Here is a 20,221-nt window from a genome sequence, read left to right as displayed (position 1 = left end):
ATGTAGTACCGCTCACCCCACGCTCTTGCGATTCTGAGGGAACGCGAAAGACCGACCCTAAGCGGAAGCTCGCTCGCTCCGGGTCAATTCACGGCCATGACCCGTTCCAGAAGTTGGGGTGCGAGCGTACTGTGGCGCAAGTCGGCCCCAATGCCGACTTTCCCGCACCCAATATTCCTATGAAGGATGATCTTGCTTTGAGGGCAACCACCGTCCACAACACAAAGGCTTCAACGGTTTTTATTCGGCCTATCGGACTTCTGCCGGGCCACAACCGGACAGCCGTTCAGTCCGGCAACCCCGCGAACCGCATGTGTCCGATCCAGCGCTCGAGGGCCCCGGCGGCGAGGTAGTTCTTCTCCCACTGCCTGCGTTGTTTGCTGATGGAGTCGCCGGGCGAGTCTTTGAGGAAAACCGCAAGTGCTTCCTTTGCTTCCCGCTTGTTTCCCAGACAAGCGTGGATCCCCGCAAGCATTCGGTGTGCGCCGCTCGGGATTCTGGACATTTTCCGCATCGCCGTCAGCGCAGCCCCGCAATCGTTCTTTTCGTAGAGCGCCCAGCCCATCTGCCAGTGGAACCAGTCAGGGTAAAAAGGATCGATGCCCTTGGCCTGCTCGATCCGATCGATCGCTTCGTCCGTGCGGCCAACATTCAGCAGCACGCCTGCACTCATGACGAGGATATTCGAGTCGCTGGGGTTCAGGGCGATCGCCTGATCGTACCGGGCAAGGGCCTGCTCCATCTCGCCGGCTTCGGTGTGGATGCTGGCGCGGATGTTATGCGCCTCGGAATCGTCGGGAGCGAGTAGAATAGCCTTATCGGCGTATTCGGCGGCCCGCTTCAACGCCTCGTCGGGGTTATTTTCCTGCTTGTGCCAGAATACCGCGTCATGGCGATAGGACCAGGCCATCCCGATATAGCCGAACTGGGCGTTCGGATCCGCTTCGATCGCCTTGAGGCTGAACTGCCTTAGCAGATCGTTCCCCGCGGCAGAGAAATTGATCTCGGCCCTTCCCATCAGCTCGGCCCTTCCCATCAGGTAATAGCGCAGCGCGCTGACCTGCGCGGCGTCACTCCTTGGCAGCGGGCGCTGGATTCTCTGCCCGACCCGATCCGCAAGCGTGCGGATGATTTCCTCCTGGATGACGAAAAAATTGCCAATCTCCCGGTTGTAGGTGTTGGCCCAGACATGCGATCCGTCATGCGCATTCAGCAACTGGGCGGTCACTTTCAGCCGATCTCCGACCTTCTGCTGGCTGCCTTCGAGCAGGTAGTCGACGCCGAGTTCATCTCCGATCTTCCTGGTGTCGACCGGCTGGTCGCGGTACCTGAAGCTCGAGTTTCGGGCGATGACGGCATAAGTCTTGCTCCGCGAAAGCTCGGTGATGATCCCCTCGGCGACGGCATCGCTGAGATATCCCTTATCCGCGCCGGTACTGAAGTCGTCGAAGGGAAGGATCGCAATCCTCGGCATGTCGCTCGAAGGAACTGGAGCGGCTCGCCATATTTCCGCGCCGTAGTATGCGCCGATCGCTGCCGCAGCGAGAACGATTGCAGCAAGAATGAAGCCGCGCTGCGAGAATCGTGTCTTGGCACGTTTCGTGCCGGCTGCGGCGTTTGCGTCCGCCGCGTCCGACGGATTGGCATTCAGCCGGTAGCCTCTCTTGGGGAGGGTTTCCACGATGACGTGCGCGTCGTCCCCCAAGGCGCGGCGGATATCGGCAATGCATTGAGTGAGGCTGTCGTCGGTCACGAAGGTATCGGGCCAAACCGCTTGCATCAGCGCATCCTTGGACACGATTTCGCCCGGTCGCGCCGCGAGCACGGAGAGCACCTCGGCGGACTGGCTGCGAAGACTGATCGCTTTGCCTTCGACGGTTCGGAATTCTTTGCTTTTCGTCAGGAAGACAAAACCGCGAAACTTGACCGTTTCAGCAGATTTCAGGTCAATTTCAGGGGCCGTTCGGGACATTTCACCCACCTGGCGCGCCTCCTAACTCTAGCCCATTCGGCCGTCGCTTCCAAGCGATCCCAGCAGCACTGGATGGGACGGAGGACGACATGAATCGCACCAAGCTCATCATCGAGCTCGCTCTTCTTTTGGCAGTGCAAACGGCTGCAAAAGCGGATTCCCGCATCGCGAAACTCTGCGGCCCTGACCATGTCAGGGAGATTAGGGGATAGCGATGGAACAGTTTCTGTTAATTACCCTTCTGTTAAATTTTGACGGCACCGTAGTAGCCGGCAATCATGAAAATGGCTTTCCTCCCAAGGTGTTGGTTTCAGAGGCCGAATGCAAATATCTGAAACACCAATATGAATTTATCTGGCCTCCTGTTGGTCTTAAATATCTGTCAACCGCTTACATCTGTGAGAGGAAATAAACGACTATCGCTTCTGGTTACAATGCTCAGACGAGTCCCAACCCCGGCGGTTACTGTCGCCCGCCTCAGGGAGCAAGTCAGCGAAGGCGGCCCTCGCATCATCCTGAGCACTAGCGACGAGTTCAATCTCTACACCTGAACCCGCCGCGACCCCGATATGGACACGTCGAAGGCGCTGTTGCTGACGCGCGAACGCACCGTGAAATACCTCTTTGTGCCAGTCATTCGGCGTGACACACGCGAACCGTCCCAAACCGCCGCCCAAACGCAATCCGGGACTTGTTGCATCGAGAGCAGGACTCACCATGCGCGGCTACCAATGTCGGCTTCGCGCCAACTCCGCCATTGGGCCGCCTACGCCGAACGGCAGTTCATGGCGCGTTGTGCCGGTTCGGGACCGCGTGGACCTGGGACAGGATCGTCAATCAACCTTGGGTCTGTTACATAAGAGTGCAGTGTGGAACTCAACGGCTTGGTTTTGCGGTTCAGCTCGTGGAAAAGGTCCGTCGGCCTTCCATGAATGCGGGTTTCCGCATCGCCTACCTCGATTTGGTCGATGACCGCCGGACAGGCGAAGCGGAACCGTATCTCGCCCGAGAGCACATCCGCGCGCATGATTTCGACGAACGCGGTGATCTTTTCATCCGCACTGAGAAACCTTGCATTTGACGGATGCAGTGGTGCTACGCTTGCTGAGCCCCGGGGCGTCTCTATGCGGCAATCCTTCGTCGTGAGCCGATGCTATTGTGCAAGTTTCGCAGCACTGCGGGTGGCGATATCGCCCAAGACAGCATGAAGAAGCGTTCCAACTTCCTGTTCGGCGACCCCGGGTGCAATTCCTGATTCGGACAGTTGAACGAGAATTGCCTTAGCGGTGTTGCGCCAGAAGGCGTTCGCGTCCTCCCCGTTCTTGGATTCTAGGACCCGGGCGATCCCTTCGACCAACTTCCGCCGCCGATGCAGCGGAAACGCGCTTATGTTTGAATCACACATCGATCACCTCACCCCTTCAGTCGCGCGAATAAGCATTGGCGGGTGAGAAAATTTGGTTAACAGCGCTTTTGGACAATGGTCAGCAATGGAATAAAGCGTCCGCCTCGGTGGACGGTACCTCGAACAGCCACTGGACGCGGCGGCATGGGCGAGTTCGAGTTCCTGTTCAAGAAGTCCATCGGCTATGATGGACCGCGGGTGATCGCGCAGGAAGCGAGCGGTACAGCCGGTCAGGCCATCTTAGGGCAGGCAGGCTCTTGGACTTGATCAGAACCAGGTGAACCGCCATACTCCGACCTGGCGGCCAATTCAGGTGGCCTTTTCCATGGACGAGGCCGATCCGGCCGAATCGACGTCCATTTATTTCATTTGCTGGGATCGCCAGGTCGGGAGGAAATCTCCCGATTGTGTTAGGCATCCCTGTTGTTCTTGGAGGTGTCTATGAAGGATTCGCGCATTCCCGGGACAGTCTTGGCAGCTATGTCGGAGGGGATCCATATCATTTGCGCTTATCGTGAGTACCTTGGGTATTCGATCGAGGACTTGGCGGTGGCGTGCGGGCTAGCCGCTGAGGAAATCCAAAACATCGAGTCGGGTCTAAGGTACAACAAGGGCTATCGGGATCGGATCGCGCGATCGCTGTCCCTATTCTGTGGAAATACTTGAGGCGGAGTCGGACATATTGGACGCCGCGTGACCAGTGGGGTAATCTGCAAGTGAGTTGAATATCCACTACCTTGTGATGTGTAGTTTGCGACTGATAGTCGAAGCGTTGAACTGAACCATGCGCTTCCGACCGGATGGACGGAATGTTGGAGGGTGCCGCCGAAATCGTTGGTTGCCTCCCTGACCGGCGCCCAATCACCTTTGCCTATCTTGCCTCCGCTTGCCTTCGTCTTTGAATGACAAGTCAGTGTTTCGTGCAACTTGCCGAGTGTGCCGTCCTTGCGAAAACGAATCCCCTGGACGACGAAGGTGACATGCCCGTCGCTGGGGTAGAGCGAAATCCCGATGACCGAAAGCCGCAACAGCCCGCCGCGGCTCTGCGACGCAACGATGTCTCCGGGCCTGATTCCGAGGATCGATCGGGCCAAATCAGATCGCCCGGCCTCGAGCTCCTTCTCCCAGCGTTCCAGTTCATCCTCAACATACCGCCAAGCCTCCCGCGCGGTCTGAAAGGGCCTCTTTTCCCCAAACCAGATCCGGTCCGCCACAGCCAGGATCTCGCCAGGAACTTCCCGCTCCATCTCATAGGCGGCACGGCTCATCATCTCATGACCCGCTCGGCTTCCAGAAGTGCGCGAAGGCGCTTGTGATATGGTTTGACTGTTGCAGCGGAAATCGCCGCCGGCAGAGCGGCCTCTCGGACAGGCATGAAATCAATCGGCATGACGGCGCGCAGGCCTATAGGACCTGTAGCGAACCGCACCGGCGGATCTTCCTCGCGCCAAGGCTTGCGGCTCCATTCGACCCAGATCTCGCTTGCCGAAACGCACAGCCAGCTGTCCAGAAACAGCTGCGACTCCGGCCCATGGAGATGATGCGCCGACCACGCATGATCGGCTGCAATCAACGGCATGACCACATGCTGGAGCTTTTGGTCCCGCACCATTCTGGCAAGCATCGCGATCCGCTCCTGCAGTTGCGCTGTCAGACGCACGAAAATGACAGGCCCGTTCGCAACGTAGGAGTGCCGCGTACCTTCGGTTTCGAACAGCAGCAGCTGCGCTCGCGCCAATGGTAGCAGCCGTTCCACGAGCCTCGCCGCACTGCTCTGGACGGAGGTTCCCCAGCGTGTGGCTATCCTACCTTCCAGGACCAGTCCTGGGCGCGACCCTGGATGAGGAGAAGGATCTGAGCCGCGAGGTCCGCGTCGAGGTCTGGCAGCCTGCTTCCCCGAGGTTGTGCCGCGCGGACATCGATACCGCGGCCGGACAGATCGGTCAGGGCCGCCAAATAGAACTCCCGTTGCAGTTTCGAGAGAGATTCCGCTGCTCGTTCGCGCGCAGCCTCCAGGCGTCTGGTTTCAAGCTCCTCTCGGAAAGCGGCCAGCGGTGGGCGGCGCAATGTCTGCCCAGCCTGTACGCGGGCTCAATAGCCGCGCGGAGGCTTCGGCACCTGCAGGCGCGCGAACAGTTTCTGATCGCCACGTCTGATAGGCCAAGATCCTTGGCGATCTCGCGGGTCGGTTTCACTGGTGCGACGCCGCGTAATCTGGCGGAAATCGGCATACTTGACCTTGAGCGTCACCGCGCGCCCAGAGATTTCGTTGTGTTCGCAATACCGCCACACCTTTTCTATGAGCGGACGCAACCCTTCGCGTGCCTCTGCTATCGTGAACAGATCCCGCGCAAACGTATCCTCCGCTCCTACGGACTTGCGCACGCGATCAGGCTGCACCGGTCGCTCGTCGATGCCACGCGCTATCCAGTAATAATACGGTCCGGCCTTGCCGAAATGTCCCTGCAGGAACGGCAATGTCTGCGCCCGCAGATCGGCGCCGGTGCGGATTCCGAGCCGTTCCATCTTCGAATTGGTGGCAGGACCGATGCCGTGGAATTTCTTCACCGGCAGCACTTCGACGAAGCTCGGCCGCATCTTCGGCGTGATAACGAATAGCCCATCAGGCTTGCCCTGATCGGAGGCCATCTTGGCGAGGAACTTGTTGTAGCTGACACCGGCTGAGGCGGTAAGGCCGGTCTTCGCCCTGATCGTCGCCCGGATCGCCTCGGCGATCTCGGTCGCCGAGGCCATCCCGCGCATGTTTTCGGTCACGTCGAGATAGGCCTCGTCCAGCGAAAGCGGTTCGATCAGCGGCGTGTGCTCGGCGAAGATCTCCCGGATTTGCTGCGAGACCGCCTTATAGACGTCGGCCACAGCGATCGGCCGACGATGTTTGCCTCAGGTGCGGCGGACTTCTTTTGCTTACGCCATCTGAAGAAGTTCGATGGTTACGTCTGGGGAAGCCGCTCCAGATTGCCCAATCGTTTTCCTGTTGAGCTGCATACCGATTGCCTATCCGGCACCGGGCGGAGATGCTTCAATAGCCAGGACCTCCAAGCACTCAATCTCTTGCATCACCTTTCCAGCGATGCCTTGCAAATCGCCGTACATCCCGACGGTCGATTCGATTACGACTTGTATTTGAGCCTCCCGCTTGGCCCACAGGCGTGTTGAGGCCTTGCGTTCCTTGGCCAGGTCCTCCTGCATATCAGAGAACTTTTCGACGATGGCCTCGACGCGATGGCGGAACCGCGGACCGGTCAGATAGCCATAGACCTGCTCCATTTTGGTAGCTTGGCCGTCCTGGGCGAGGCGGGAGTTCGCCAGCTCGATAAGGGATTGCCGGAGCATGATTGCGATCGGCATCGCGCATTTGGGATGGGCGACATAGACGCCGTCCAGAAGATCGAAGGTTTCCACACCGGGAGGCAGAGCTTCGGAGATCATAAGCGCGATATCCGCTTTCGCCGCCCGTTGATCCGCCCTGAGCTTCCCCAGCCAACCCTGGCTCCAGTTCTTGGTGCGTTTCGATTCCCATAAAATGGCGCCGCATGGCTGGCCGGCCGGTCCGACCACGCGGTGCAGGACATCTCCGCCGAACTCACCCTTGGCAACCGGTTCAATGATGTCCATCGGGAACCGGCTGGCAATGAGGGCTTCCAGCTCGAGCTCCAGCACTTCACCCTGAAGCTGCTGGGAACCCTGTTCCGCACGACGCTTCAGCTCCTCAATCTGACGCTGCATGCCGGCGATCTGTTCTTCTTTCTCCGCAACCTTCATTTTAAGGCCGTCTTCGGCTTCCGACCTCGCCTTGACTCGAACGGCGTCCAGTCCTTCCTGGATCTTCCTTTCGATGATCAGCGCCATCTCGCGCTTTTCGTCGTCAAGCGCACGCTGCTTTTTCAGGAATTCCGCCTGTTGCTGCTGGGCCTCGGTGAGCTTTTCGTCACGCGCCTTCAACGTCGCCTCCAGCTCAGCCAGCTTTTTATCCTTATCCTCCAGGTCTACCGACAGCAGCAGTTTTGCCTTGCGGGCCTCCTCGATCGCGATTCCGGCACGCTCAAGCTTGATTTGCTCAGCCACCTGGTTGCCGATGTCCTCTTTGGCGGCGGCGATCTCGGCCTGCTGGCGCTTAAGCTCCTCTTCTCTGGCAGCCATCGATGCCTTGTTCTGCGCCAGGCGCATTTCGTATTCTTCACGCGTGGCGGCAATCAAAGGGGCGGCGAGCGACTCATTGAGCTTGATTTCCGTCTTGCAGCTTGGGCAGCTGATGGTCGGTTCATTGAGAATCCTGTCCCCCTGCAGCATGTTAGTGGGCTGGACGGTCATCTGCGCGCTGCCTCCCTGGGGAATCTGTTTTAGGACACCCCAGACTATATCTCGCCAAGCGTTTTCGGAAAAGAACAAAGAGTGAACTGATGGGTTATCCCCGCCGCAAAGCTAGGGAAGGCGCGCTTCTTTCACTTGTTTTGCGGAACGATCGCCTGCGCGAGCGGCAGCAACCTCAGCCTCGACTCGATTGCCACGGAGGTCGATTACCTCGACGTGTATTTTCGAAATGTCGAAACCGCGCGCAAATGCCGAATTCCGTCTTTTTCGCCTGGACGTGGCTGAAAGCTCGCTGGGCTGATTCTTTCATTGCACCGACAATCCGCCAGCTATTTCAGCTTCCCGTTTCCGTTCGAAACTGAAATCTCTATCCGCGCTGATTGAGACCGTGATGTCGTCTCAAATTCACGCCTTTGACCCTATTCGGACTCCCGGTGTCCGCAGCACAATGCGCGCTATCAGCGGAAAACTTGACATAAGGCCACTTCGCGGCGGGCGGTGCGGGATGAAGATGAGAACTTTGTCTACTCTATAGCCCTCTAACGCCGCTATGAATCTGCGCGATAGTGGCCGCCAATGCGCGAGCCCGCGGGCGTCCCACCGGGCAGATCGTTGGCGGCAGTGACGACTAGGCTGCGTCTGGTGCCCAGGTTGCCATTCACGAATCGACCGATAATTGCAAACAATCGGAGCATCGTCTGCGCCCTTGGGGGAAGGTATCATATTTTCGGTGCAGTCTTGTCGCGGAATTGCTCCGCCACCCAGTCGATGAACACTCGCAGCCGCGGCGACAGCTGGTGCTTGTGCGAATAAAGCGCGTGAACTGGCAAGGGCGTCGGTGGGAAGTTGGCTAAGACTTCGATAAGCGCGCCGCTCGCCAGCTCCGAGACTACACGATAGCGCGGCACCTGAATGAGCCCAAGGCCAAGACCGGCGGCGGCAACGTTCGTCTCCGGGCCGGTCACCGTCATCATGGCAGGCAGCGTGATGCGGTTCACTTTTCCTTTCACAAGGAAAGCGAGAGGGACGACCTCGGTCGTGTCGGGCGCAAGCAGCCCGATCATTTCATGGCCATTAAGGTCGTCGGGTGTGTTCGGCGTGCCCAGCCGCTTAAGATAGTCCGGACTGGCAAAGGTGCCCCGCTCCAGAATAGCCAGCCGCCGCCTGATTAGCGCGCTGTCGGCCAGCTCGCCCGCTCTCAGGATGCAGTCGAACCCTTCCCGGATCAGGTCCACGGGCTGATGCGCCTCGCTGAAATGCAGGCGGATGTCGGGGTACATTTCGCGAAAGCGCGGCAGACCGGGCAACAGGAAGTGCCGCGCTTGCGTGCCATGCACGTCCACGCGGATGAGGCCTGACGGCTTAGCGCCGACGAAAGCGCCCTCGGCATCCTCCAGGTCAGCGATAAGGCTGACGCATCGTTGGTAATAGGCCTCGCCATCCAGTGTGGGGCTGACCTGACGGGTGGTCCGCTGCAACAGCCGCACACCGAGCCGCGCCTCCAGCCCTTGCACGGCGTCTGTCACGGATGAACGCGGCAGACTGAGGTCATCGGCAGCTTTGGTAAAGCTCCTGCGTTCGACGATGCGAGTGAAGACGCGCATGGCGTCGAAACGATCCATAATACGACCTGTCGGATAGTGATGCCGGATAATGCATGATTATCTGCATAAGCGAAAGGTGCATCTGTCTGTCATCAGGAGCCACAACGACACCCACAGAAGGAGACAGACGATGACCAATCAGACACAGAAGGTTGCCATCGTGACCGGCGCCTCGGGCGGCATCGGCGCGGCCGTCGCCGAACGCCTCGGCAAGGACGGCTTCACCGTGGTGGTGAACTATGCCGGCAACGCCGCCTCGGCGGATGCGGTGGTCGCCAGGATCGAAGCGGCGGGCGGCGGGCGGGCGGTTACTGCGCAGGCCGATATTTCAGACGCACAAGCCGTACGCCGCATGTTCGATTCCGCCGAGACCGCTTTCGGCGGCGTTGACGTGCTGATCAACAATGCCGGCATCATGAATCTGGCGACGATCGCTGAGAGTGATGATGCGCTGTTCGATCGCCAGATCGCGATCAACCTGAAGGGCACGTTCAACACGCTGCGCGAAGCGGCCAAGCGCCTGCGCGACGGTGGTCGGATCGTCAACTTCTCCTCAAGTGTCGTGGGGCTGCTGCAGCCTACCTATGGCGTCTATGCCGGCACCAAGGCCGCGGTCGAGGCCATGACTCCCATTCTCGCGAGGGAATTGCGGGGCCGGAACATCACCGTCAACGCGATCGCCCCCGGACCGACCGCCACGAAGCTCTTCCTCGACGGCAAACCGCAGGAGCTGATCGACCGCCTCGCGAAGCTGGCGCCGCTTGAACGTCTCGGCCAGCCCGAAGACATCGCCAACGCCGTCGCCTTCCTGGCGGGGCCAGACGGCTCCTGGATCAACGGCCAGATATTGCGCGCCAATGGCGGGATCATTTGATCTCAGCCGACCGCCAAAGACCACAACACAGCCATAAGTTCATCCAAATCCAGAAGAAGGACCATCACCATGTCCAAGCAAGTCATCCTCGTCACCGGCGCCTCGTCGGGCTTCGGCCTCATGGCCGCACGCGCCCTGGCCGAAGCCGGCCACACGGTCTATGCCTCCATGCGCGAGACCGAAGGCCGCAACGCTCCTCGCGTCGCCGAAGTCGCCGCCTGGTCGAAGGAGCATGGCCTCGACCTGCGCACCATCGAGTTGGACGTCCAGTCCGACACCTCGGCGGAGACCGGTATCGCTCATGTTCTGAAGGACATAGGCCGGCTCGACGTCATCCTCCACAATGCCGGGCATATGGTATTCGGCCCTGCCGAGGCCTTCACCCCGGACCAGTTCATCCAGCAGTACGACGTCAACGTGCTGGGCGCGCAGCGGGTTAATCGCGCCGCGCTGCCGCACATGCGCGGCCAGGGCAAGGGTCTGCTGGTCTGGGTCGGCTCGTCCTCGACGCGCGGCGGCACGCCGCCCTTCCTGGCGCCCTACTTCGCCGCCAAGGCGGCCATGGACGCCCTGGCGGTGTCCTATTCGACTGAACTGGCCCTGTGGGGCATCGAGACGACGATCATGGTGCCAGGCGCCTTCACCAAGGGCACCAACCACTTCGCTCACTCCGGTTCGCCGTCCGATACGGTCCGAGTCGCAGAGTATGAATCCGGCCCCTACGCCGGGATCGCCGACAAAGCGCTGAAGGGCCTAGCGGGCCTGGAACCCGCCGACGCCGATCCGGCACAAGTGGCCCGCGAGATCGTTCGCGTCGTCGGCGCGCCCTTCGGCAAGCGTCCGTTCCGGGTCCACGTCGATCCGTCGCAAGACGGGGCCGAGATCGTCAATGGCGTCGCCGACCGCATGCGCCGTGAGATGTACCGCAACATCGGCCTGGAAGTCCTGCTCACGCCCCGCGTCTCCTGACGCAGAATGCCCCGCCGACGGACCGCGCAGATACGACTTATCTGCGTCTCAAGTATCGGCGCCGTAGGCCCTGAGGTCACGTTGTTCCAGCCGGGCGACGAGGTATTCTATGCCGGCTCAATTGCTCGGACGGGCGCCAATGCCGAGTTCCATCTCGTCGATGAGCGCATCGTCGGCAAGAAGCCCAAATCGCTGGACTGGGCCGAGGCGGCAGCACTGCCGCTGACGTCGCTCACTGCCTGGGAAGCCTTCTTCGACCGCCTCGACGTGCACAGGGCTGTGCCAGGTGCGGCGCCCGCGATCCTCATCGTTGGGGGAGCGCGCGGCGTCGGTTCAATCGCCATTCAGATCGCACGCCAGTGCACCGATCTCACCGTGATCGCCACGGCATCGCGCTCCGACACGCAGGCATGGTCAAAACGCTCGGCGCCCATCACGTCATTGATCATTCCAAACCGCTTGCCGCTGAATTCGCCGCACTTGGTATCGGTGCGCCAGCCTTTGTCTTTTCGACGACGCACACCGAAAAGCATGTCAGCGAGATTGCCGAGCTGATCGCGCCGCAGGGTCGGTTTGGCCTCATCGACGACCCGAAGACGTTCGACATCATGCTGTTCAAGCCTAAGGCGGTGTCGATCCACCATGAGCTGATGTTCACGCGTTCGATTTACGGCACGCAGGATCTGGCCGAGCAGGGCGAAATTCTGAACAAAGCGCGCGTCCGGCACGACCTGGACCGAACTCATTCGATGAGGCGTACGAAAGCCGCGCAGATCTACACGAAGACGGGAAACATTCGCGCGGTGCAACTGCTCCTGGGCCATACGAAGCTTGAGAGCACGGTCCGCTATCTCGGCATCGAAGGGGACGACGCTTTGGCGATCTCTGAACAGATCGACCTGTGAGAACCTGCGACAACGGACAGAGCGACGCGGGCTGAAGCGTCGCTTTGTGACCCTGAGTTGCCCTTCACATTTCGCTGCCTGATAGCCGACATTCGCGGCAACCGGCACTGATGGCTCTTTGCGGACAGCAACACGACTACAACCCCTGAACATTAAAGGGGCACAGATATACGGTAGAAAGATCATATCATGAACAGCGGCCCGATTCCGAGCTCCAGTCCCGCGCGAAATCGAGGGTCGGAGAAGGGTGGGAAGTTGCCGTTCGGCTACAGAACGAGCACGTGGTGCCATCAGCTGACAAGCCCACGCTGATGTGGTGGGCACCATGGCCCAGTCGACTCGAACCGCTCAGTCAAGCTTAGGCCGAGCGCTGTGACGATCGGCAACCAGCGAGTAATTTCGTCTTCGACGGCGATCCCTACTGGACGAGTTCGCCTTCCATCACGAAACGGCGCTCGGTGGGACCGGTTGGCAGCAAACGAAAGCTTCCGGCGCCTTTGAGCTTCTCCAGCTTGCCGGTGCCGCCAACGACCTGCCACACTCCATTGTCCAGGAGCTTCGGCTTACCATCAGGCCCGGGGACGAACACCGCCTGGATAACCCATTTTATGTAGGCCTTGTTGCCATCCGTCGTAGCGAATTCCAGATAGCCGCGCGGTTCGCCGCCAACGCCTGGCACGACGTCGTGAGCGCCATATTCCTGAACGGTCGCGCCGGCGAGTGGACCCTGACCTTCGGACTTGCCTTCCCGTCGGACCAGCAAGAAGAAGTGCTTGCTCGCATCGGCGAAATCGAGCCGGATGGCTTCCTTCTGCGCGACAAGCGCCTCAAACTTCACCGGCTCGGCCTGAACGGGAGACGCGATAATTAACAAAGGCGTCGCAACCGCAGTGATCGTGCTAAACCTCCTCATTGTGTTCTCCTTTGATTCGTCTCGAAAGCTCGGTGAACATGTCGAGAGCACGCAAGGACGTGCGTACCACGCGCGTTGTTTGGATGCGTCGAATGTAGATGTCACTGCCGCTCTCCCGCGAAGGCCTCTCCGGGCCTCTAGCTTCAAGAACAGAGCTGCAAAGACTACACGATGTCATGTCATTGAGAAAGCGGTATCAAGGCCTGCGCACGCCGATGCTTTGCATAGGCACGCAACGTCTTAGCCGGGTCAGATTGCGTCATGCTACCCTCGCAACTGAACGACCGCAAAGCGGGCCGCCGAATAGACCTCCCGTTGCGGCTTCGAAAACGATTCCGCTGCTCTTTGGCGCGCAGCCTCCCGGCGTCTGGTTTCAAGCTCCTCTCGGAAAGCAGCCAGCGGTGGGCGGCGCAACATCTGCCCAGCCTTTACGCGGGCCCAGTAGCCGCGCGGAGGCTTCGGCACCTGCAGGCGCGCGCACAGTTTCCGATCGCCACATCTGACAGGCCAAGATCCCTGCCGATCTCGCGGGTAGGTTTCTCCCAAACCAGCGCAAACAATTCCTCTCGGGAGAGTTCTCGTCGTGCCATGCTACCTCCATCCGGCAACGGCGCGCGACGGCCGGCGACGCGCGCACTGGCCAATTGCCCGGAGCGGCACGCCTGTGGTCAGGCGTTCGGATCACGGGGATGAAGAGGGCGCCTCACAACGAGCTGGGTGACAAGCCTATGGCTTCGAGTCGTAGAGCTGCTCGCTCCAGCAGAGTGCGCCAAACGCGCGCACAGGCATGAGCTTCGACCAGCTGGCCGCGTCGAAAGCCGACGTTCCAAGTGATAAACCAGAAAGGCGCTGAAAGTGGCCGGCGACTGTTGGGAACTGGTGGGCTTTGGATGACGCCGGCCAAGCGCACACAGGTCCGCCGCAAAGACAAGTAGGGAAGGTGATTCCGCGTATGGTGTTCTCGCTGAAGCCAGCCGTTGATGAAAATGGGACTTCCTCACCAATAGTCACGGCTTGTCCGTGCAGCAAGCGATATCGCCTGACCGTTCGGATCGCTTAATCTCCGACACGACGTTCCTCTTGCGTCAAAGCAAAGATATTGACGGCCCCTGGCAATTATCCCGCTACTGGAACTAGCCAACGCGTCGGGGCGACAATGTCATCAGATCTGAAACCGGGTGCCAGAACGACTTGGCGATCAGCCTGCCATGCCGCAATGCGGCCGGGGGCCGCCGACGGGTACGATCTCATAGCCGACGGCGATCAATTGGAGTTTCATCTCGTCAAAATGCCGCTTTGAGCCGCTGACGATCGATTCAGGCGCGTAGTTCCAGCCGTTACGGGCGGCATTGGCCAGGATGTCGGCATAGAAGCGCATGCTGGCGATTTTCACGTCCGACTCTAGCAGCTGCCTGCATCCGCTTGCGAACGACGGCGGCGGTGCGGCGGACAAGCCCAGGATCGCGGATACCAACACAATCGAAACAGCGCGCATGAGATTCTCCCTCGGTCCATTGCAACCCATTTTGCTGTAAGGGAGCTTGCATCGCGTGCGCCTGCGTTGGGATCGGGCAGATGCTGTATTCGGGCTCCTGCATTTGTAGTATTTTGCCTCGGCAACAGCTGAAACCGTGCCGATCGGGTCTGCCATGGGCCGCATCGCGACATCTTCGCCGGGTCACGGCGCGCTGTCCGATCGGGAGCGCGCGGTGGCGGAAAAATTCGCCGCCGGACTGACTTATCGCGAGATCGGCGAGGCGCTGTTCATCGCCCCGTCGACCGTGCGGACCCATCTCGCCTCGATCTACGACAAGCTCGGCGTGCGCAACAAAGTCGCGCTTGCCTCGCATATCAATAGAGCTATCAGCGCTGGGACGGATGGGCTGTCACCTTGGCCAGACGGCTCTCCCGTGCTCGCCATATTCCCCATCGAATGCCTGAATTCGGAAGAGCGCTGGCGCCGCTTTGCCGACGGCCTGTCGTCGGACATCACTATCGACCTGGCGCGCTACGCGGATCTGCCAGTTATCGCCTTCCACACCATGAAATCTCTGGGCAGCAAGCCCGCCGACTTCCCCGCCGACGGCAAGGCGCTTGGCGCCACCTATATCGTGTCGGGCCAGCTGCGCGCCGACGAGCGGCGGGTTCGGTTATCGATAGAGCTCGCCGACGCGGGCAACGGCGTCAGCCTGTGGAGCGAACGCTACAACCGTCAAGTCGAGGATATTTTTACGCTGCAGGACAGTCTGACCGAAAGCGTCATCAATGTGATCGCCGGCAGCTACGGAGCGCTTGCCACGGTCGGCCGTAACGCGATTCGCCGCAAACCGCCGGCCAGTCTGCGGGCCTACGATTGTTATCTGCTTGGTGTTGAACAGCAGGACACATTCAGCCGCGCCGGCACTGCCGAAGCGATACGCCTGTTTTCACGCGCGCTGGAGCTTGACCCCACGTTGGTCAGGGCCTGGACTGCGCTTGCCTATGCCTATTCGATCGAGGGCGCCAACGGCTTCGGCGACGATGCGCAGGGCTCGATCGAGAACTGGCGGACGGCGGTTGAAAACGCGGTTCTGCTCGATCCGATGGACAGCGTTGCCTGCAATTGCCTTGGCGATCTTAGGGGATGTCTCGGCGACCTCGCAGGAGCGGACCGCGCGTATCGCCGCGCCTTCGAATATGGCTCCAACCATGCCGATACGCTGGCGCTGCTGGCCGGCAGCAAGGCGCTGGTCGCTGGCGATCCAGCCGAGGCGATGCCGCTCATCGAGCGCGCCATGCGCCTCAATCCGCTGGCCCCACCTTGGTATTTCGGCATGCTGGGCCGCATCCTGTTCACGGCCGGCAAGCACAGGGAAGCCATCGCGGCGCTGCGCAGAAGTACGCTGGATTCTCCGAATGTGCTGTTGTTTTTGGCGCTAGCGCATACGGCCGTGGGCGAGGCCGGCGAGGCGGCCAGGATCGAAGCCCGCTTGAAAGCTGAATTCCCGGACTTTTCGGTCGAACGCTTCATCACGGGCTATCCCGTGACCAACCCCGACGCGGTGCACGCCATTCGCCACGCCGCCCAACTGGCAAGGCGCGACTGAGGCCTTCTGAAGCGCCGACGCGTTCGTTAACCAATGATCAGTGAGCGAACGGCAAACGAACCGCCAGCTGGGATCGCTCGCCTAACCGCACCAAACATCAAATCGACTGTCTTGCCAGCGGGATGGCAAGTCACAAAAGTACGCAACGGACGCAAATGCCATGGGCAGCCGCGACGCGGACTTTTCAACAGTATCGGTGGAACGTTGCCATTCGTCTCGTCGATGGGAACGAGCAAGTAGCGCCATAAGCCGCCGTTCCCGACGGTTCTCCAAACCTGCCGTTCGCGCTATGTCTGAACGCACCAACCGACCACGTGCGCCAGTTCCGGACCTTCCTGGCGCTTCTCCAGAGCCGCCGTTCGCGCAACGGCTTGAGTCAACCCTAAGCTGACCTTCTGGGACTCTCCGGATCAGGGTCATATCTGGCGAGAGGCTATCCATCATATAGTCTGGCATGTTCAGGATTGAGGCTCTCCCAGAGGATGGCAGGAGCCGTCGAGCGCGCTTTTTAATCGAGCGGAGACCGGCGAAAAGCCTGCACTTGAGGGCATCGCGATAAAAGTACGTCAAACAACGCCAATGGAGAATAAGCGGTGACTTTGGTGGGCGCTCGTTTTGAACCCTGCCTCGGGTCGCTTGCAGTCAACTGTGTCAACCACCGGAACGAGCAAGGAGCGCCAGGAGCGGCGGTCAGAACTGGTGGCATTGAAGGACCGAAAGGCGGGCCGAAAGCGGACGGTCCGGTTCTGGAACGAACTAGCCAGAAAGGTGCCATTCCGCTGGTGAGCCCATCTTGGCCGCAACGACGTTGCTTGCCGCTGCCCGAGGGACTAAGCCGCTCGCGCGGCAATGGCGCTTGTAACAGGCGGACGCTCGTTCGCCCTTGGCCGAATTCGCGCCCCTGACCCATTCCAGACATTCGTCGGATCCTAGACCGAACATCTAGGTTGGAACTCAAGGGGCCACCGAGCCGAAACGACCAGACTAGGAAGCCAATTGACCACAATACCTGCCTGATATGCTGCCCCGGTTGCGCGCTCCAGAACGGTCACTCGTCGAGCCAGTATTGGCCGGAACAGCCGAACTGGCGCGAGGCGACAGATTGGCGCTTGGCGACAAATGCCATTGCGAAGAGACTCCGGGGGTGTTGTTCGCTTTCACACCAGGCACCATCGTGTAACCCTGATCGACCAGTTGCAATTTCAGCTCCTTGATATGCCGTTTGAAGCCGTTCTCGATTTGGCTCCGAGGCTAGCGCCATCCGTTCCTGCACGTTCGGATGAGAATGTCTGAATACAATTCGGCACTAACGGCTCTCATGGCATCTTCGGAAATCAGCATGCCACCAGATTGCGTGCCTTCGGACAAGCATGGTCCAGCCGACAAAGGCAGCACCAGCATTGCGGCAAAGATAGATGACTTTGTCATGGATTCCTCCTGTTCCAGAATGGATCGGGGTTCTGCAACCCGACGAAACCCTGTCGACAGGAAAGCCTGGAATTGCTGGCGGTCGCATGGAATCGTGCAAATGCAGTGTTTTCGAGATCGCATCTGTAGTATTTTGCCGTGCCGGGTTGGCCACAACTCGTAGCGGATCGGAGACTTGAGGCGATGCTTCGCGCCGTAAGCAATCCTCTGACCAGTCTGTCGGACCGGGAGCGGGTGGTCGCTGCAAAATTCGCCGAGGGGATGACCTACCGTGAAATCGGCGAGACGCTCTTCATAGCGCCGACTACCGTTCGGACCCATCTGTCGGCCATCTATCGGAAACTCGATATTCGCAGCAAATTGGCGCTTGCAACCTTGCTTGCCGACCAACGCGAGCAAGACACGGGCCAGGCACCTTCCTGTGGCCTCTCGGTAGAGGGATCTGGGCCAACAGTCGTTGCGGTTCTCCCTTTCGACAATCTGAGCGCGGAGGAACCATGGAACCGCTTGGCCGATGGCTTGTCGGCGGACATCATGGTCGACCTCGCTCGCTACCCCGACCTTGCGGTCATCGCCCGCCAGACCATGCTCTCGTACAAGGGACGGCGCGATGACGTGCGATCCATCGGGCGGGAACTGAATGCGGATTATCTACTTGAGGGGACCTTGCAGGCGGCAGCGCAGCAGCTGCGGATCTGCGTCCAACTCGTCGACCCGCGCACTGGAGTCGATTTGTGGACGGCCCGCTATGATCGATCAGCGGAAGACCTGTTTGCGATGCAGGACATAGTCACCGAAAACGTCGTCAATGTCCTTGCTAGCTGTTGCGGCAAGCTCGCAAAACTTCGACGCGATGTTGTCCGGCGAAAACAACCCGCCAGCCTATGTGCCTATGACTACTATCTGCTCGGTGTCGAGCAGCACAATTTGTACACGCACGCTTCGAATGCGGAAGCGGTGCGGCTTCTGACGCGTGCCATCGAGCTCGACCCTGGTCTTGCCAGAGCCTGGACAGTCTTGGGTCTGGCGCATGCCGTCGCCGCCATCAATGCGTTTACCACTGACCCTTCCGCCGCAAAGGAGCGCTGGAAACTGTGCCTCGAACGAGCTTTGGCGCTCGACGCGGGTGATACCCAAGCGCGCATATGTCTAGCCGAGCTTCGAGCATTGCAGGGCGATCTCGATGCCACAGCAAGAGAACACGAGCTTGCCTTGGCGGCCGCCCCGCACGATGCCGATACCCTCGCCTTGCTTGCCGGAGGAAAGGCGTTCGTGACAGGCGACCCGCTGGAAGGATATGAACTGGCGAAGCGCGCGATCCGTCTCAATCCACATGTTTCCTGGTACTATAGCATGCTGGGCCGATCGAGCTTCGTTGTAGGTCTCCACAGGGAGTGCCTGACCGCGTTCAGCCAAGCACCGCCGGACTCGCCCGCAACGTTGCTGTTCCAGGCCATGGCGCATGCCGTGCTCAGCGAAACACCTCAGGCAATGAAGATTGCCAACCGGTTGGCGAGAGAATTTCCAGACATTTCGGCCGAAGGGTTTATCGGCTCCTATCCAGTCATCAATCCTCCCGCTGTTGCCGCGATCCGGGAGGGCGCCCGCCGCGCGGGGCTGGCCTAGCTTCAATTGAGATACAATAGCGGAGCCCTCGGTGCGACCAAACAAATCTTAGCGACAATGGTGATTGCCTATGGTGTCGTAGACGATGTCGGCTACGCGCAGGCGCAAAATCCGCTCACCATCATCGCACCAGTCTCCGGTCAGACTGTTGATGGGACGCTTTCCTTTTCCGGGACCGCTTCCGTCAACAGCATTACACGGCGCGGAACTATTAGCGGACAGACCAATACCGCGGTCGAATGTCGAGGGACGGCTACCGTCAATCTTACGTTCTCGCATGGAGAAGGAACGATCGTTTGCGGGCAACTCTCGTCCCGGTTCGTGTTCTCGCTGACTAGCAGACAACCCCCAGCTGGCTCAGGAACGGGAACCCTTTCCGACGGGCGCAAGGTGATGTTGAGAATAGGACAATGACCACAAATCGACAGCCCTTTTGTCGAGAATTGGCGAGCTGAAACATTGATGTACGTGGGCTCGGTTATTACTCTTGCCAAAGCCGATGTAAGCCGAGCCGGTCGATGGCCTCGCATGCGGAAAACGGAACCCTGCGAGGCAGGTCGTAGCGGATCAACGGGTGGGCAACGCTTTCTGACGGCGCACGTTGCTTTCAGCCGTCGGCCCAGTGGCCGAGCGGCGTTGACTGCGGACCATCGCACGGATGGATTGGCAAGACTAGAACGGGTGCCGAGGAACGACCCGCTACGCGGGATGGGCGCGTGGGGTGAGGTAGAGATCACGAACCGGACGCCGCACTCGCATTGAGGGTGGTTCGGCAGCGGCAGAGCATTACGGGCTTCTTCAACAAGGAGCCTGACCATGCCCTATCCTGTTCTGATGCACCTATCAGTCCACTTCGTCAGCGGCTGATTACGACATGAACATGCGGCGTTTCTCACGGGAGACGCAGCGCAACTATCTCCGCGACATCGGACGCCTGGCGACGTTCCTCGGGCGTTCACCAGACACAGCGACCACCGACGACCTGCGCCGGTTCCAGATCGAACGTACCCATCCGGTGAAGACCGCAGACGTGTATCCGGCGGCCATGAGGACCTGAGCACCGCGGTGCCGGCGTCAAGTTTTTGATGGGGAGACGCGATGATATTC

Annotated in this window: 15 protein-coding genes and 3 pseudogenes; 9 read left to right on the top strand and 9 right to left on the bottom strand. The window is 59.9% G+C overall.

Features of this window, described 5'->3' with window-relative positions:
• Positions 1-286: 286 nt before the first annotated feature.
• Positions 287-1,972, bottom strand: coding sequence for a winged helix-turn-helix domain-containing tetratricopeptide repeat protein (locus tag NKI25_RS34235; RefSeq protein WP_352708595.1), 1,686 nt, complete (start codon positions 1,970-1,972; stop codon positions 287-289).
• Between the two features lie 89 nt (positions 1,973-2,061).
• Here NKI25_RS34235 and NKI25_RS34230 point away from each other — a divergent pair, with 89 nt between their 5' ends.
• The gene (locus tag NKI25_RS34230; RefSeq protein WP_352625049.1) at positions 2,062-2,184 is read left to right on the top strand and encodes a hypothetical protein; all 123 of its coding nucleotides are present in this window, start codon (positions 2,062-2,064) and stop codon (positions 2,182-2,184) included.
• A 941-nt stretch (positions 2,185-3,125) separates the two neighbouring features.
• Here the strand turns inward: NKI25_RS34230 and NKI25_RS34225 are convergent.
• A complete protein-coding gene (locus NKI25_RS34225; RefSeq protein WP_352449758.1) occupies positions 3,126-3,377 on the bottom strand; it encodes a DUF6074 family protein in 252 nt (83 codons plus the stop codon).
• Between the two features lie 144 nt (positions 3,378-3,521).
• Between NKI25_RS34225 and NKI25_RS34220 the strand changes: the two genes are divergently transcribed.
• Both NKI25_RS34220 and NKI25_RS36645 read left to right on the top strand, forming a co-directional pair.
• Positions 3,522-3,644: a hypothetical protein gene (locus tag NKI25_RS34220; protein WP_352625052.1), complete on the top strand. Its 123-nt coding sequence runs from the start codon at positions 3,522-3,524 to the stop codon at positions 3,642-3,644.
• A gap of 213 nt (positions 3,645-3,857) precedes the next feature.
• Positions 3,858-3,975 (top strand): annotated as a pseudogene (locus NKI25_RS36645) (XRE family transcriptional regulator); the annotation flags it as partial.
• A gap of 16 nt (positions 3,976-3,991) precedes the next feature.
• Here NKI25_RS36645 and NKI25_RS34215 read toward each other — a convergent pair.
• From NKI25_RS34215 to NKI25_RS34195, 5 genes and pseudogenes are all read right to left on the bottom strand, one after another.
• Complete coding sequence (locus NKI25_RS34215; protein ID WP_352826105.1) at positions 3,992-4,648, bottom strand: hypothetical protein; 657 nt, start codon at positions 4,646-4,648, stop codon at positions 3,992-3,994.
• Positions 4,645-5,133: a hypothetical protein gene (locus NKI25_RS34210; protein WP_352625054.1), complete on the bottom strand. Its 489-nt coding sequence runs from the start codon at positions 5,131-5,133 to the stop codon at positions 4,645-4,647. The genes NKI25_RS34215 and NKI25_RS34210 overlap by 4 nt, the downstream gene beginning before the upstream one ends.
• A gap of 335 nt (positions 5,134-5,468) precedes the next feature.
• A pseudogene (gene dinB / locus NKI25_RS34205) lies at positions 5,469-6,248 on the bottom strand (DNA polymerase IV); the annotation flags it as partial.
• Between the two features lie 144 nt (positions 6,249-6,392).
• Positions 6,393-7,709 carry a DUF2130 domain-containing protein gene (locus NKI25_RS34200; protein WP_353000656.1) on the bottom strand — a complete coding sequence of 439 codons (1,317 nt, stop codon included), beginning with the start codon at positions 7,707-7,709 and terminating at the stop codon, positions 6,393-6,395.
• A 719-nt stretch (positions 7,710-8,428) separates the two neighbouring features.
• Positions 8,429-9,331, bottom strand: coding sequence for a LysR family transcriptional regulator (locus tag NKI25_RS34195; protein WP_352625057.1), 903 nt, complete (start codon positions 9,329-9,331; stop codon positions 8,429-8,431).
• Positions 9,332-9,443: 112 nt separating this feature from the next.
• Between NKI25_RS34195 and NKI25_RS34190 the strand changes: the two genes are divergently transcribed.
• From NKI25_RS34190 to NKI25_RS34180, 3 genes and pseudogenes are all read left to right on the top strand, one after another.
• Positions 9,444-10,187, top strand: coding sequence for an SDR family oxidoreductase (locus NKI25_RS34190; RefSeq protein ID WP_352625058.1), 744 nt, complete (start codon positions 9,444-9,446; stop codon positions 10,185-10,187).
• Positions 10,188-10,256: 69 nt separating this feature from the next.
• A complete protein-coding gene (locus tag NKI25_RS34185; protein ID WP_352708592.1) occupies positions 10,257-11,156 on the top strand; it encodes an SDR family oxidoreductase in 900 nt (299 codons plus the stop codon).
• A gap of 54 nt (positions 11,157-11,210) precedes the next feature.
• Positions 11,211-12,061 (top strand): annotated as a pseudogene (locus NKI25_RS34180) (zinc-binding alcohol dehydrogenase family protein); the annotation flags it as partial.
• Between the two features lie 418 nt (positions 12,062-12,479).
• On the opposite strand, the gene NKI25_RS34175 reads toward NKI25_RS34180, so the two are convergent.
• Positions 12,480-12,974, bottom strand: coding sequence for a hypothetical protein (locus NKI25_RS34175; RefSeq protein ID WP_210237729.1), 495 nt, complete (start codon positions 12,972-12,974; stop codon positions 12,480-12,482).
• A 1,198-nt stretch (positions 12,975-14,172) separates the two neighbouring features.
• Entirely contained in the window at positions 14,173-14,469 is a 297-nt protein-coding gene (locus NKI25_RS34170; RefSeq protein WP_352625063.1) for a hypothetical protein, read from the bottom strand.
• A 154-nt stretch (positions 14,470-14,623) separates the two neighbouring features.
• Between NKI25_RS34170 and NKI25_RS34165 the strand changes: the two genes are divergently transcribed.
• The 3 genes from NKI25_RS34165 to NKI25_RS34155 all read left to right on the top strand — a co-directional run bounded on the left by NKI25_RS34165 (position 14,624) and on the right by NKI25_RS34155 (position 20,171).
• Entirely contained in the window at positions 14,624-16,060 is a 1,437-nt protein-coding gene (locus NKI25_RS34165) for a LuxR C-terminal-related transcriptional regulator (protein WP_352625065.1), read from the top strand.
• 1,611 nt (positions 16,061-17,671) lie between these two features.
• Entirely contained in the window at positions 17,672-19,114 is a 1,443-nt protein-coding gene (locus NKI25_RS34160; protein ID WP_352642863.1) for a LuxR C-terminal-related transcriptional regulator, read from the top strand.
• An 874-nt stretch (positions 19,115-19,988) separates the two neighbouring features.
• Complete coding sequence (locus NKI25_RS34155) at positions 19,989-20,171, top strand: hypothetical protein (RefSeq protein WP_502897492.1); 183 nt, start codon at positions 19,989-19,991, stop codon at positions 20,169-20,171.
• Positions 20,172-20,221 lie beyond the last annotated feature (50 nt).

Origin of the sequence: Mesorhizobium sp. M0808 (assembly GCF_040320025.1) — a bacterium.
Lineage (GTDB): Bacteria > Pseudomonadota > Alphaproteobacteria > Rhizobiales > Rhizobiaceae > Mesorhizobium.
Note: the sequence above shows the minus strand (reverse complement) of the source record. Positions and strands in the feature narration are given on the sequence as shown.